This window comes from Desulfocicer niacini, from assembly GCF_054657595.1.
The window spans coordinates 89397-103301 of record NZ_BAAHYK010000001.1 but is presented as its reverse complement, the minus strand read 5'-3'; the positions used below and the strand labels follow the sequence as shown (position 1 = coordinate 103301).

At 49.9% G+C, this 13905-nt stretch carries 12 protein-coding genes and 1 tRNA gene; 7 read left to right on the top strand and 6 right to left on the bottom strand.

Going from position 1 to position 13905, the window contains the following annotated elements; genetic code table 11:
* Nucleotides 1-29: 29 nt before the first annotated feature.
* Nucleotides 30-1424: a sigma-54 interaction domain-containing protein gene (locus tag ACYQ2M_RS00560; RefSeq protein WP_459914350.1), complete on the bottom strand. Its 1395-nt coding sequence runs from the start codon at nt 1422-1424 to the stop codon at nt 30-32.
* 504 nt (nt 1425-1928) lie between these two features.
* Between ACYQ2M_RS00560 and ACYQ2M_RS00555 the strand changes: the two genes are divergently transcribed.
* From ACYQ2M_RS00555 to ACYQ2M_RS00540, 4 genes are all read left to right on the top strand, one after another.
* The gene (locus tag ACYQ2M_RS00555) at nt 1929-2288 is read left to right on the top strand and encodes a DsrE family protein (protein ID WP_459914349.1); all 360 of its coding nucleotides are present in this window, start codon (nt 1929-1931) and stop codon (nt 2286-2288) included.
* Between the two features lie 202 nt (nt 2289-2490).
* Entirely contained in the window at nt 2491-4197 is a 1707-nt protein-coding gene (locus ACYQ2M_RS00550) for an FAD-dependent oxidoreductase (RefSeq protein WP_459914348.1), read from the top strand.
* Between the two features lie 179 nt (nt 4198-4376).
* A complete protein-coding gene (locus tag ACYQ2M_RS00545) occupies nt 4377-4769 on the top strand; it encodes an FxsA family protein (RefSeq protein ID WP_459914347.1) in 393 nt (130 codons plus the stop codon).
* 15 nt (nt 4770-4784) lie between these two features.
* Nucleotides 4785-5309, top strand: coding sequence for a nitroreductase family protein (locus ACYQ2M_RS00540; RefSeq protein WP_459914346.1), 525 nt, complete (start codon nt 4785-4787; stop codon nt 5307-5309).
* 338 nt (nt 5310-5647) lie between these two features.
* On the opposite strand, the gene ACYQ2M_RS00535 is transcribed toward ACYQ2M_RS00540, so the two are convergent.
* On the bottom strand, nt 5648-6664 hold the full coding sequence (locus ACYQ2M_RS00535) for an NAD-dependent epimerase/dehydratase family protein (RefSeq protein ID WP_459914345.1): 1017 nt from the start codon (nt 6662-6664) through the stop codon (nt 5648-5650).
* A gap of 180 nt (nt 6665-6844) precedes the next feature.
* Here ACYQ2M_RS00535 and ACYQ2M_RS00530 point away from each other — a divergent pair.
* From ACYQ2M_RS00530 to ACYQ2M_RS00520, 3 genes are all read left to right on the top strand, one after another.
* Nucleotides 6845-6919, top strand: a tRNA-Gly gene (locus ACYQ2M_RS00530).
* A gap of 380 nt (nt 6920-7299) precedes the next feature.
* Entirely contained in the window at nt 7300-8826 is a 1527-nt protein-coding gene (locus ACYQ2M_RS00525) for an AMP-binding protein (protein ID WP_459914344.1), read from the top strand.
* Between the two features lie 201 nt (nt 8827-9027).
* Nucleotides 9028-9321 (top strand): hypothetical protein, encoded by a 294-nt coding sequence (locus ACYQ2M_RS00520; RefSeq protein ID WP_459914343.1) that lies wholly within the window; start codon nt 9028-9030, stop codon nt 9319-9321.
* A 26-nt stretch (nt 9322-9347) separates the two neighbouring features.
* Here ACYQ2M_RS00520 and ACYQ2M_RS00515 read toward each other — a convergent pair whose 3' ends face one another.
* The 4 genes from ACYQ2M_RS00515 to ACYQ2M_RS00500 form a co-directional block, all read right to left on the bottom strand.
* Nucleotides 9348-10133, bottom strand: a complete 786-nt coding sequence (locus ACYQ2M_RS00515; RefSeq protein ID WP_459914342.1) for a DUF4197 domain-containing protein — start codon at nt 10131-10133, stop codon at nt 9348-9350.
* Between the two features lie 129 nt (nt 10134-10262).
* Nucleotides 10263-10595, bottom strand: a complete 333-nt coding sequence (locus ACYQ2M_RS00510) for a DUF6951 family protein (protein ID WP_459914341.1) — start codon at nt 10593-10595, stop codon at nt 10263-10265.
* A gap of 110 nt (nt 10596-10705) precedes the next feature.
* Nucleotides 10706-11959, bottom strand: a complete 1254-nt coding sequence (locus tag ACYQ2M_RS00505) for a tetratricopeptide repeat protein (RefSeq protein ID WP_459914340.1) — start codon at nt 11957-11959, stop codon at nt 10706-10708.
* Nucleotides 11960-12106: 147 nt separating this feature from the next.
* Nucleotides 12107-13882: an SLC13 family permease gene (locus ACYQ2M_RS00500; RefSeq protein ID WP_459914339.1), complete on the bottom strand. Its 1776-nt coding sequence runs from the start codon at nt 13880-13882 to the stop codon at nt 12107-12109.
* Nucleotides 13883-13905 lie beyond the last annotated feature (23 nt).

Here is a 13905-nt window from a genome sequence, read left to right as displayed (position 1 = left end):
GTCTCTAATATCAATTATGTAGGAATTGATCATACCCCCCGGGGGGGTACCACCACCTGATAGCGTTTCATCTGATTCCAGACACTGGTGCGGGAAATACCCAATAATTTTGCAGTTTCTGTTCGATTTCCCCCGGTGCTTTCAAGGGCATGGACCAGACGTTGACGCTTGATTGAATCAAGATCCCTCCCTTCCAAGGATACAAATGAAGCATGGAAAGGCGTTTCACCTTCAGTGACAACAATATGCCGGGGCAGATGCTCCGGCTGAATCGTCCCCTCCCGACAGGTGACAAAGGCATATTCAAAGGCACTTTTCAACTCCCGGACATTGCCGGGCCATGCATAGGTACCAAGACATTCAAAGGCCCCGGGGGAAATACCCCGCACCTCATCCCTGCCGCTTTTCAATCGAATTCGCCGGAAAAAGCATTCCGCCAGCAACGGAATATCCTCCCGCCGCTCCCGCAGAGGAGGCAGGCAGATGGGAATGACATTGATACGGTAATAGAAATCTTCCCGGAGCTGCCCTGCATCCACCAGTTGTTTTAAATCCCGGTTGGTTGCGGTGATGATTCTGGCGTGGATAGCCACCGGACGGTTATCCCCCACCTTTTCCACCACCCTCTCCTCCAGGACCCGCAAAAGTTTCACCTGGATGGCCGGAGAAAGATCCCCGATTTCATCCAGAAAAAGATCCCCCTCCCCGGCGGCTTCAAACTTGCCCATGCGATCCCGGTGGGCACCGGTGAAGGCCCCCCTGACATGACCGAACAGTTCACTTTCCAGAAGGGATTCATTCAGGGCAGAGCAATTCACCTTAATATATGGAGCCTTTTGTCGATCCCCCATTTCATGGATGGCATTGGCCACCATTTCCTTGCCAGTGCCGCTTTCTCCATAAACAATCACCGGGGCATCTGAACGGGCAGCATTGGCAACAAGATCAAATACCCGCTGCATGCCGGAAGAGATGCCGATCATGCCATGGAAGCTGTCCTTTAACGCCAGTTCCCTTCGAAACCCTTCGATCTGCCGGTCACGTTTAACAATCTGGGTAATATCGGTGAGGGTCTCAACAGCCCCTGTAACCCGGCCGTCGGGCTCCCTCAACACCGAGGCATTTTTCACCACATGAAGGGATCTGCCGTCTTTTGTCATTATTTTACACTGCTTGTGGTGAAGTTTTCCCTCCCGGAACAGAATACACCACTTTTGATGTTCCCCAAGTCTTGACACCCGGCAGACATTGCAGTTTAAAACCGTACAGGGTCTGTCGACGATATCCTGACTGGCATATCCGGTGATCTTCTCAAAGGCACGGTTGACAAACACAATCTTTCCCTGTGTGTCTACAATCATCACCCCATCCTGAATGGTCTTAACAACGGTCTCCCAGTATCTGTTCAATGTGTGTTCAGCCATGCACCATCCTTATGTTCACTATTTTAACAAAATCGTTCAGCTTCTTAACAGATTTAACTGAAGACTGGCAATGCAATTCACAAAAAAACGCTACTTTTCACATGGCGTTCACTCAACATGAAGCATCTCTGAGAACAACCATTTCATTGGGTTCCCAAGATCTTCCAGTTAATTCAGCAGGTAACAAAACCACCCCGGGTCAGGCGCAAATGGATGCGATCACCTGCCCTCAGATAAAAACAAAATTACCCGTCTAAAAAATCTCAACGCATTTTAAACAGGTATCAATATTGCTTATATCCTCTACTTTGGTGGCATTCCCCCCCCCGGTGGCGTAACGGCTCAAGGGGTTTATCAAACAAATTGCCACCATGGAATTACGCTGGTTGACAAAGTCCCTGAAATTATATATTGATTTCTGATGAACATATTGTAATTACAGAAACTTTCAACCCATCATCATCCGCTTGGCAAACTGCTTAAAGGGGTGAACAGGAGTGTAAAATGACTGATAACGTATTGATTGTACTATCGTGCGGCACCGACAATCCCAACAGAAGCACCCGGGCCTTTCACCTGGCCACCATTGCCCAGAAGCAGGGAAAAAATGTCACCATCTTCCTTTTGGACGAAGGCGTATACCTTGCACGGGAAGGCGCACTGGATAATCTGAAGGCCGCTACCGGCGATGTAGCTGATGATCTGCTGGCACATCTCCAGGCCCATGAGGTACCCATTCTTGCCTGTATCCCCTGTGCAAAGGCCCGTTTTATAAAGGAAGAAGATCTGGCCGACGGGTTTCGCATGGCCACGGCAGTGGAACTGATTGAACTGTCCTGCAATGCGACGGTGATCAGCCTTTAAAACAGAAATTAACAGCTTTACGTTTATTAAATTCCAAGCAACTTCGATCCCCCGGTTAGTTGGCTGTCCAGGATCTGTTTCAGGGTATCACCCCCTGGTACCTCCCAGAAACCCGTCAATCCGGAAAAATCGAATCATAGATCATTCCGATTTCCAGATAATACCCATCTGAAAACCGGACAAATGCATTAAGGAGAGAACGATGTCCAAAAAAGTACTGATTATCGGCGCTGTGGCACTGGGTCCCAAGGTGGCCTGCAGGCTGCGGCGCATTAACCCGGATGTTGAAATCACCATGATTGACAGAGATGAACTCATCTCCTATGGCGGATGCGGGATACCCTATTATGTGGGGGGGGATGTGGCCGACATCGAAGGGCTTCGTTCCACCATTGCCCATGCCATCAGGGATGAGGCATTTTTCAAGGCCACCAAAGGAGCTGATGTGCTCACCGGCGTGGAGGCCATTGCCATCAAACGGAAAGAAAAAAAAGTAGTAGTGCGTCATCTTAAGGAAGACCGGGAGGAAGAACTCTCCTATGACCAGCTGGTCATTGCCACCGGTGCCACCCCCATGCGTCCCCCCATTCCCGGGGCCGATCTTCCCCAGGTCCATGTGGTGTCCAACCTGCACCATGCAAAACTTATTAAAGATGCCATCTCCAAGGGTGAGGTGGAAAACGCTGTGGTCATCGGTGCCGGAGCCATCGGTATTGAAATGGCAGAAGCCTTCACCGATCTCTGGGGCATTGATACCACCCTCATAGAAATGGCCGACCGAGTGCTGCCCCAGGCCCTGGGCAAGGACATGTCCAGAATTGCTGAAAAGAAACTTCGGGAACATGGGGTCAATCTTCTGTTGTCCCAGCGGGTCATGAAAATAAACGGAGATGCCGAAACCGGCATACAGTCCGTGGAAACCCAGGAACAGACCATCCCCTGTGACATGGTCATCCTGGCCGCCGGGGTTCGTCCCAACTCCCAGCTGGCCGCCGACGCAGATCTTGCCCTGGGTCGCTGCGGAGGCGTGCTGGTGAACCGACGCATGCAGACCTCGGACCCGAACATCTTCTCCGGTGGAGACTGTGCAGAATTTCCTAACCTCATCAGCGGCCAGGAAATCCTCATGCCCCTGGGTTCCCTTGCCAACCGCCAGGGCCGCATCATTGCCACCAATATAAATGGTGGTGCCGCGCAGTTCCCCGGCGCAGTGGGAGCCTTCTGCATTAAAATTTTTGACATGGGCATGGCCAAGGCAGGTCTCACCACAGACCAGGCAGCCATGGCCGGTTTTGATCCCGTGGATGTGGTGGTGGCCCAATCAGATCGGGCACACTTTTTCCCCGATGCCGATTTCATGTTCATGAAACTCATTGCCGACAGAAAAACCCGGAAAGTACTGGGGGTGGAAGCCGCAGGTCCCCAGGGGGATGCCGTAAAGGCAAGGGTGGACGCCGTGGCTCCCCTGCTGAAATTCGGTGTGGATGTGGATGAAATCTGTGGGCTCGAAGTCAGTTACGCCCCCCCCTATGCCTCGGCCATGGACATTGTCAACAATGCCGGTAATGCCCTTGACAACACCTTGAACGGCAGCCTGAAATCCATTGACACCTGGGAATTTCTTGAGAAATTCAAGAACGAAAAGGCCCGGGTGATTGACGTCAGAAGCACTGTTCAGGCGGCCCCTTTTGTGGAAAAATATGGGGATCAATGGATCAATATTCCCCAGGATGAGTTCAGAAAAAGGGTAAATGAAGTCCCCACGGATATGCCGGTTTATCTGCTGTGCGGCACCGGTCCCCGGTCCTATGAGTGCCAGGTGATTCTATCAGCCCACGGCATCACCAACACCTTTAATATCCAGGGTGGATATGGCATGATCCTTGCCATCCATGATGCCCTGGCCTGATCAGGCTTGACAATTTTATTTTCATGGCCATTTTCATATCAATGTTCTCTGGAGGACATTGGGAAAATGGCCGTGATTTACTCCCCTTGAACGGTTAAACCGTTATCGTCACTGAATGAGTCACCTCCAAAACCCCTTTTCCCCGCCTCCTTATCCTTATCCCCCCAAGGAGAGTGTTCATGCTTTTTAAATTATTTCTCGGTTTTACCCTGATCCCCATGATCGAACTTTATCTTTTAATACAGGTGGGCAGTGTCATCGGTGGGTTTAACACCATTGTCCTTGTCATCATCAGCGGATTTCTGGGGGCCTGGCTGGCCAGAATGGAAGGGATGAACACCCTGATGCGGGTGCGGACAAGCATGCAGCAGGGGATCATGCCCACAGAAGATCTGCTGGATGCCCTGATCATCTTTCTGGCCGGGGTGGTATTGATCACACCAGGGCTGCTCACCGATTCCATGGGTCTTTTGCTGTTATGGCCGGTAACCCGTAACCGCTTTAAACAACTCTTAAGAAGAAAATTTGATGAATGGACATCAAACAACACCATAGACATCACCCGATTCTGATTAAAGGAGATTCACATGTTTTTTTCACTCATTGAAAAGCGAAGAAGCATCCGGAAGTTCAAGCAGACACCTGTTGAAACAGAAAAAATAAACAAACTCATTGAGGCCGCCCTGAGACCCATGTCCGGACGGGCACGCAATCCCTGGCACTTTATTGTGGTGGATCAGCCGGATCTGATTCAAAAACTTTCCGCGGCCCGGCCCAGCGGTTCCACCTTTCTGAAAAACGCCCCCCTGGCCATTGTGGTACTTGCAGATCCTTCCAAAACCGATGTATGGGTGGAAGATGCGTCCGTTGCCACCACCTTTCTCCACCTGGCGGCTACGGACCTTGGCCTTGGCAGCTGCTGGATTCAGGTACGAAAAAGAGACCACGATGAGACCACCACTGCTGGGGCATATATCCGCAATCTTTTAAATGTACCGGAAAACTTTGAGGTGGAATCCATGCTTGCCGTTGGGTATGCCGATGAGGAAAAAGCCCCCCATCCCAAAGCATCGCTCCAACTGGATAAAATCAGCTTTAATACCTTCAGCTGATACGAATAACTTCCTGGAAGTTTTATATAAACGGGCATGTCCTGACGGACATGTGGGTTTTATATGAAAAGGTAACCTTCAAGTCTACCTCAGCAGAGCCCCTCCCCCGATGGGCAATAGGAACCGGACAATCGAACTGTCTACAGTTCCGGTCCGGGCCCATTGCCCGTCGGGAGAGGGGCGGCATAATGCCATTTTCTATATTCGTTGTGTCCGACAGGACATGTGGGTTTTAGATGAAACTCCGTACAACAGACTGGAATCGTAGAGGTTTCATTTTTCGTTGTGGCTGGTATTTACAGCCATGTGGGTTATATAAAAAACAATCTCACAGAGAACTACTTCAAAGCACTCATGCCCATTTCCCCGAGCCATGCCTTGGTACGTGCCAGCCCCTCCTCAATGGACACAAGGGGCTCATACCCCAGATCCCTTCGAGCCCGGGAAATGTCAAACCAGTGGGCGGTGGCAAGCTCCCGGGCGGCAAACCGGGTCATGGCAGGCTCTCCCTTTAATGGAAACACCCTGTAAAGAATCTCCAGGACAGCTCCGGCCCCATATGCCACCGGGGCGGCAACCCTACCCTTTACCGGGGGCAATCCGGCGGCGTCTAAAAAATGATCCACCATCTCCCACAGAGGAATGGGATTATCCTGGCTGATGAAATAAACATTCCCTGACAGGGACGCATCTTCTTTGAGACGATCCCCGGCCAGCACATGGGCATGGGCCGCGTTATCCACATAAATGGTATCCACAAGATTGAAGCCCGCTCCGATGCGCCGCAGTCGCTTTGCCCGGGAAACAATCCCCGGCAGCAGATGATTATCCCCGGGTCCCCAGATGAGATGGGGCCTTAGAATAATCACCCCAAGCCCGTCATCGGCCGCAGCCCGTACCTTTTGTTCTGCCAAGGCCTTGGTTGCCGGGTAAGGGGCATGGAAAGATTCAGGATAAGGTACCGATTCATCCACATTCTCCATGTCAGAACCGTCAAACACCACACTGGGCGAACTGGTGTACACCAGCCGGGGCACCCCGTTTTTCCGACAACCAGCAATGACATTTTCCGTTCCAATCACATTGGCCCGGTAGAAAGATTGATACGCGCCCCACACACCGGCCCGGGCCGCCACATGATACACCGCATCCATGCCTTCACAGGCGGCCATTACGGCCCCGGAATCACCTATATCTCCCTGGATCTGTCGGACCTGCCAGCCATCAAGCTCAGGATAAAATCCTCTTGAAAAGCTTGTAACCTCATCCCCCCGGGCCACAAGCTCTTTTACAATGGTTTTGCCAAGAAATCCGCCGCCTCCGGTCACAAGAATACGTTGTGCAGTAGAATGCATGGTATGCTGCCTCTCCTTTTGTTTTTACAGACTTAATTACAACATCTGCCAACCCGTTATCATTGCTGGGCCGGGTCTGACCCGATCTGGCTTTTCCCTTGATCCACAGACAAATTCTCATAACAAAAAAAATATTTCTTGACAAACAAATGATTATTATATAAAAGTTCATCCCGTTGAGCGGGAATAACTCAGTGGTAGAGTGCGACCTTGCCAAGGTCGAAGTCGCGGGTTCAAATCCCGTTTCCCGCTCCACTTTTTTTATCTTCCCTCCATCCCATTTCTTTGTTTTTTGCCACCTCATTTTTTATCTAAGCCATCATTTTTTATTCAGGCATAAAAACGTTATACCCATTATCAGGATTTCTGCCTTTCCCTTGTATTTATATCCCCCACCTGCTAAACATTCTCCATGAAATAAAAGTTGGACCTGATTCCCAAGGTCAATCATCTCAGGGCGGGTAACAGGACGGCTCCGGCATATATCTGTTGATTTTGTTCATCGTAAACCGCGATGTGTTGATCTCAGCGTGACAATAACATATGCCATGAAACTTGATATCCCCATGAAATCTTAAGAATGACCAACAGCGGAACCAGCTCCTGACAGTTCATTTATAAACGGGGGAAATCATATGTCGGTACACAGCTTTACAGTCTATGACGTCTTTAAAATGAATGCTACACGGTACCCAACAGCCATTGCCATTAAAGAAAAAAATCGGAGCCTGACATTTCAAGACCTGCTTAAACAGGTTCAGGCCCTGGAGCGGGGGCTTTTAAATCAGGGTATCCGAAAGGGTGACCGCATTGCCATTCTTTCCATGAACCACTTGGAATATCTGGTTCTAAACGGCGCAGCCGCAGCCATGGGGGCCATACTGGTGCCTCTAAATTGGCGCCTCTCCCTGGAGGAAATTGCCTACATCCTGGCCGATTCCGGGGCACAGCTGCTGTTTTATGATGATGCCTGCGAAAAACAGACAAATGACATTATAGATGAACGGCAGTTCAATGGCACACCGGTGTCCATATCCACCCCCCATGATGGCCGTCTGAGCTTCTCGGACCTGATATGCATCGCTGAAATTCCGGATCTTAGCCCCCCCCAGCCATCCCCTGACAGCCAGAGCATCTTCTGCCTTATATACACCGCCGCCGTGGATGGTTATCCCCGGGGGGCAGCCCTGTCCCATGAAAACATAATCATGAGCAACCTCCAGACAGCACTGACCATGGGACTCACAAGGGAAGATGTTTATCTTAACATGGTACCCCTTTTTCACATCACCGGTATCAATCTGTCCCTGTCCACCCTGCACATGGGGGGAAAAAATGTCATCATGGAAAAATTTAATGCCCCTGGTGCCATTGCCATGATCCGCCGGGAAGAGGTTACCCTCCTGGCAAGTTTCCCCCCCATCCTTTCCACTTTGCTTGAGCACATGGAAAAAGGAGATCTCTCATCCATCAGTCACGTCACCGGCATAGATTCACCGGAAAACATTGAGGCCTTTACCCGGAAAACCGGAGCAACCTTCTGGATTCTCTACGGACAGGGAGAAACATCGGGTTTTGTCACCCTGTCCAACCATGCTCTCATGCCAGGAGCTGCCGGCAGGCAATGCCCGGTTTCCGCACTTGCCATACTGGATGAAGATGATGATACTCCTGTTACCTGTGGCATATCCGGGGAAATAGGTGTCCGGGGGCCTGTAGTTTTCCAGGGATACTGGAAAAAAGAAGGTTCCCTTGATCTGTCAACCATGCGCAACGGCTGGCACCACACCGGTGACATGGGCAGAATTGACAAAAACGGATTTCTATGGTTTGAAGGCAGAAAGCCTGAAAAGGAACTTATTAAACCAGGCGGCGAAAATGTTTATCCCGCCGAGGTGGAACAGGCCATTCTGGCACATCCGGACATTGAGTCAGTGTGCGTCATCGGCGTACCAGACCCGAAGTTCGGCGAAGGCGTCAAAGCAGTGTGTGTAAAAAAAACCGGCTCTGATCTCAACGGCCCGGACCTGATTGCCTTTGTGGGGAATCGTATTGCCCGGTATAAAAAGCCGGGATATGTTGAGTTCATTGATGCCCTGCCGGAAAAACCCAATGGGACCATTGATCGTATCAAGGTCAAGGAACTCCATGGCAGTGCCTGAAAAAGCTCAACAGGTCCGGCCGGGAGAGACAAATGACTTTACATGCTTATACCCGGCTGATAATTTACTTCAACGTATAAAAATTGTCGTGGGGCGGACAGTATTTACCCGCCGCCCCACATGAAAAAAATATCTGGTTCTGACTGTCACCGCACCGGGGTGGTCCGGTTTAAATCAGACCATCCAAAAGGAAGAGGTCCCTTGGCCGGTATTCAAGAAATTCTAACCATCATCTTGCTCATTGCCTGCATTATTTTCCTTCCCCGCCTGTTCGGAGGCAACCGATCCGCCGTCGGGAAAAAAAACAGACGCATGGCCATTTCAGGAAAATTGCGCCTGGCCATTGTCCTGTCTGTGGTTTTTCCCCTGGCCGTGGCCATGTTTTTTCCCCCATGGCACCCGGAAACAGGTTTTGTTTTTTTTCCCGGGGCATTAATTTTGGTTGCCCTTTGCTGGGCCGGGGCATGGATTTTCCAGGGGTTCCATAAAAAATAAAGGTGATCCCATTTAAATTACAGGGCTTACCGACCGAAAACGCTCTTTAAAAGATCCGTAGTCTGCTTAACCGGGTTTTCCCGGATGGCGGCCTCTTCCTTGGCCATGTAATAAAAAATACCCGCCAGCCCCTTATCCAGCACATGCTGGGTGAGATCTGCTTTGACATCGGGAACAAAGGGAATGTCCTTATATTTACCCATGACCTGGTCATAGGCATTCACAGCCCCCACTTCTGCCAGGGTTGTATCCACAATGGGGCGCATCTCCTCGGCCAGGGGAATGGACATTTTGCCCTTAAAATACTGGGTTGCTGAATCATCCGGGCCTTCATAAATGGTTTTGACATCCTCAAAACTCATTTCCTTTATGGCGTTCAAAAACAATTGCTTTGCCTTGGGTGCCGAAGCCTCTGCGGCCCGGTTCAATTTCAATTCCAGATCATCTGCCATGCTGGAAAGCCCCACTGTGGCCAGCATGGATTTCACCTTCTGAAGGGGTCCGGGTAAGGGAATATGAATGGCCGCATCGGTGTTAAATCCGTCTGTGGTTCCCACCTGGTCCACCACCCCCTGGGACGCCATGGAAAGGGCCTGTTTAAATGCATCGGTAATCTGGGTCAGGCTGGGTCCATCTGTGGCAGTAGCATTGGCTTCTCCACCGTTTTTTCCGCCATCAAGGGTATTTAACAGGTCTGATCCTGTTTTCAACCAGGAGGTAGCGGCAAAAACCGAGCTGCCCCCAAACAAAAGCAAAACTGCTGCCATAAGAACAATACTTCCAGACCGAATTTTTTTTGCTGAATTTTTCATGGCCTGCTCCTTAATTTTTAAGATAAAAAAATTGACTTGCTGACAAGATGGGCCACCCGTGATAAATTATCAACCCTTTGGCCCACCAATTATGAGGTCTGGCAGATATTATGAACAAAGCCAGCCTTATTATTCTTCAAATGTAATGGTGGCATCCTTTGGCAATGCCAGCCCCACGCTTACCTCCAGGTTTTTTAGAACTCCGGAAATAACCGGACAGGAAACATGGGGAATAGTACCAAGGGCCACCTCAAATACCTTGGAATTCAAGGTACCGTTTTTTTTATCCTTGAACAATTCGCCCATCACATTAATTTCCTTGCCCCCCAGTACCTCATTTACCCGTTTCCAGTTGGGGCACTCACTTTCTATCTCAATGACGGCTTTATACCCCCCCTTATCCTCTCCCTGAACCAGGGTTGTAAAACCACAAATACCGGCAAATATTTTCACTTTTGTCATTTTATTTTTCTCCATATGTTAAATTCATCTTTTTGGGCTTGGTCACAGGCTAATCCCCATTGCCCCACCAAATGTGACGGGTGGCGCATGCTGAGACCAAGTCCATCTTTTTATTCCACCTGAACTCCCATGGCAAAGGCGTTAAAGCGTTCTGCCTCAACCTCGTTGCCAAGTTGGGCATAAATGTGACTTACATTTTCATAGTACCTTGCCTGATTATCGGGGTCTTCCACCACCAGATCAAGGTAAACATCAATAATCTGGGATGTCATAACCCCGGAGGCAAATCCCGCATGGGCAAACCTACGTCTCAGGTCCACATCTGGTTTCTGTCCACATTCGGTACAGGTGGCCATGAGCCCTGAGTACAATTGAAAGGCTTCATCAAAATGCCCCATGGAGTCTTTGATTCCTGCCAGGGCTCGGACAATGGATGCTTGCATGCCATTTTGCTCCAGTTTTTTCCGGTACAGATCAACGGCCTTATGAAACTTGTCTTCTCGGCACCAGGTTTCCCCCTTCAACAGTACCATTGGTGCCTCCTGTCCCATGGATGCCGGGCAATTATCCAGAACATGGTGGGCCAGATCAAAGGCCTTTTTCATCCACAGCACTTCGCACAACACCTGATACCCTCGCAGTGACCCGGGAAAATACTCCAGAAAATCCGTCAAAAGGTCTTGAGCCCTGTCAAGTTCCCCCAGATTAAGAAAGACAGTGGCAAGTTCCAGGCCGATATAATTATCAGGGGAAGCTTGCTCATCATGGGCCTGTTCCAGTGCCCGGGCCGCTGTATGAAAATCACCACAATTAAGGGCCACAAACCCATGGATAAAATTTGGGCCATATTTTTCATAGGCTTCCTGCTCTTCCCGGGAAAGGGTATTGATGAGCACCTCAAAGGTTTCAATATCCTCCCCGCTGTCGGGTTCATGGGCCGGAGGCAACAAATGAGAATCTTCATTGCAGAGATCGTCTTGTTTTCCATGTATTTTCCCAGCGTCATTTTCAACGGATGGATGACAATGGGTCAAGGCCACCTCAATTTCCTGTCTCAGATCCTGACTCACCGCCAATTCAAGGGCCAGGCTCAGTCTATCCAGGGCATCTTCATGACACCCGGCTTCCAGCAGATCCATACCCTTTTCCAGGTGCTGACGGGCCAGGGTCTCGCAGCTTTGACTGATCTTCGTGTCAATCTGTGTCAGAAATTCCCGGGCCTGTGCCGGTTTTTTTGCATGGCGCGCTTTCGCCTTTTCATACTCAATTTTTGCAAGACCGCACTGCCCCTTATCAAATAAAAGGTCACCCTTTTCCATTAGTGATTCGGGGGTTTTACCCGATAAAAAACTGAAAAAACCCATCCTGTTTCTCCATTTTTGCGGAACTACTTTTCCACGTCATGTATTTATCATCAACCATTTAGTCCCATGCCGGGCTGGGCCCTAACGTAAAAAGGAACTGATCCTTGAGTAACAGTCTGTCATGAATTTGTAAAGCATCAAAAGGGGTTAAAAAGGCCAGAAAAAGGGAATGAAAATCGTGGAGGCCACAATGACAAGAAGGTTCAGGGGAATACCCAATTTAAGAAAATCGCTGAAGCGATATCCCCCCGGCCCATAAACCAGCAGGTTGGTCTGGTAGCCCACCGGAGAGGCAAAGCAGGCACTGGCACCGAAACACACCCCGATGATAAAGGGCTTCGGGTCGATACCAAGCCCCTGGGCCGCAGAAACAGCAATGGGAAACAAGAGCACAGCGGTGGCATTATTACTCAAAATCTGGGTGCAGATGCTGGTCAGGACAATGATGCCACCCAGGATAATACCCGGCGAATATCCATGGAACAGATCCAGAAAAGCACGGGCATAAAGGACGCTGGTGCCTGTTTTTTCCATGGCAACGCCAAGGGCTATGGTACCTGCAATGAGCAGCAGCACATCCCCCTGCAGGGCCCGATAGGCATCCCGCATCTGAAGACATCCGGTTACGATCATTAAAAACGCCGCGGCCAGGGCACACACCAGAATATCGGCAAGGCCCAGGGTGGCTGTCACCACCATGGATACAAAAATAAGAAGAGATATCCAGGATTTTCGTTTCAGAACAATTTCTTCGTAGACATCTTCAATGATGATATAGTCCTTACTGTTTCTGAGGGCCGCAAGTTTGCTGGCATAACACCACACCAGAAGAATATCCCCATTTTTCAACCGCACATCATGCACCTGACGTTCGTTGAAATGCAGATTACTTCTTTTGACGGCAATGAAATTCACCTGGGGATCCTGCAAAATTTCGGTCTCTTCAATCCGGTCTCCCACCATGCTTGATCCCGGTGTGACGATGAGTTCCACCACCACCGGTTCCTCCTTTCCCACATCAAAGGACAGACCTGTCTCAGAATTTGGCAGCACAACATCCTCATGGTTGAGTACCTCCACCAGATCATTGACATCACCCTTTACCAGCACCCGATCCCCTCCCGCCACGGTGACCTCATTTCTAGGCAGATGGAAAATATGGGAATAACGAATGAGTTCAAGCATTTCCAAATCAGCATAACGGCCATTGAACAACCGGGAAACCGGCCGTCCGATAAGATCACTGTTGGGAGGAATTTTTATTTCCGTGAGATATTTGCGGTTCTCATCGTCCTTGAGCTGGCAGATGGGATTCAATGACGAGGGCATTATGTAGGGAGATATAAAAAAAAGCATCACCATGCCCACAAGGGCAATGGGTATGCCAAGCCGGGACAATTCAAACATTCCCAACGATCCTTGGCCGGACAAGGCACTCAGATCACTTATGATAATATTGGTGGAAGTGCCGATGAGGGTACAGGTACCGGCAAGGATGGAGGCATAGGAAATGGGAATCAAAAATTTGGAGGGGCTCAGATCAAATTCGCAGCACATGGCCATGACCACGGGAATAAATAGCACCACCACCGGGGTGTTATTAATAAAAGCAGATGCCACGGCCACGGTGAAGAGGATAACTGCAAGGGCCACACTCAATCGTCCCCTGGCCACCTGGATGATGCGTCGCCCGATGAACTCCACCGCCCCGGTTCGCATCATGCCTTGGCTAATGACAAACATGGCGCCCACGGTGATCACCGCAGGATTGGAAAACCCCATGATGGACTCCCTGGGGGTTAAAATACCGGTGAGCACCAGAAACACGATGATACCGATGCCGGTAAGATCCACGGATATTTTTTCCGTCACAAGAAAAATAAGGGTCAACAACAATATCAGGGTGGTTATCCATATTTCCATATGCGCTCCTTTGGAAAGAATCC

What these genes read in the sequence shown, in the direction of transcription:
- ACYQ2M_RS00500 (WP_459914339.1), bottom strand. Translation starts at nt 13,882, where the DNA reads ATGGAAATATGGATAACCACCCTGATATTGTTGTTGACCCTTATTTTT.
- ACYQ2M_RS00550 (WP_459914348.1), top strand. Translation starts at nt 2,491, where the DNA reads ATGTCCAAAAAAGTACTGATTATCGGCGCTGTGGCACTGGGTCCCAAG.
- ACYQ2M_RS00545 (WP_459914347.1), top strand. Translation starts at nt 4,377, where the DNA reads ATGCTTTTTAAATTATTTCTCGGTTTTACCCTGATCCCCATGATCGAA.
- ACYQ2M_RS00505 (WP_459914340.1), bottom strand. Translation starts at nt 11,959, where the DNA reads ATGGGTTTTTTCAGTTTTTTATCGGGTAAAACCCCCGAATCACTAATG.
- ACYQ2M_RS00510 (WP_459914341.1), bottom strand. Translation starts at nt 10,595, where the DNA reads ATGACAAAAGTGAAAATATTTGCCGGTATTTGTGGTTTTACAACCCTG.
- ACYQ2M_RS00560 (WP_459914350.1), bottom strand. Translation starts at nt 1,424, where the DNA reads ATGGCTGAACACACATTGAACAGATACTGGGAGACCGTTGTTAAGACC.
- ACYQ2M_RS00555 (WP_459914349.1), top strand. Translation starts at nt 1,929, where the DNA reads ATGACTGATAACGTATTGATTGTACTATCGTGCGGCACCGACAATCCC.
- ACYQ2M_RS00540 (WP_459914346.1), top strand. Translation starts at nt 4,785, where the DNA reads ATGTTTTTTTCACTCATTGAAAAGCGAAGAAGCATCCGGAAGTTCAAG.
- ACYQ2M_RS00535 (WP_459914345.1), bottom strand. Translation starts at nt 6,664, where the DNA reads ATGCATTCTACTGCACAACGTATTCTTGTGACCGGAGGCGGCGGATTT.
- ACYQ2M_RS00525 (WP_459914344.1), top strand. Translation starts at nt 7,300, where the DNA reads ATGTCGGTACACAGCTTTACAGTCTATGACGTCTTTAAAATGAATGCT.
- ACYQ2M_RS00515 (WP_459914342.1), bottom strand. Translation starts at nt 10,133, where the DNA reads ATGAAAAATTCAGCAAAAAAAATTCGGTCTGGAAGTATTGTTCTTATG.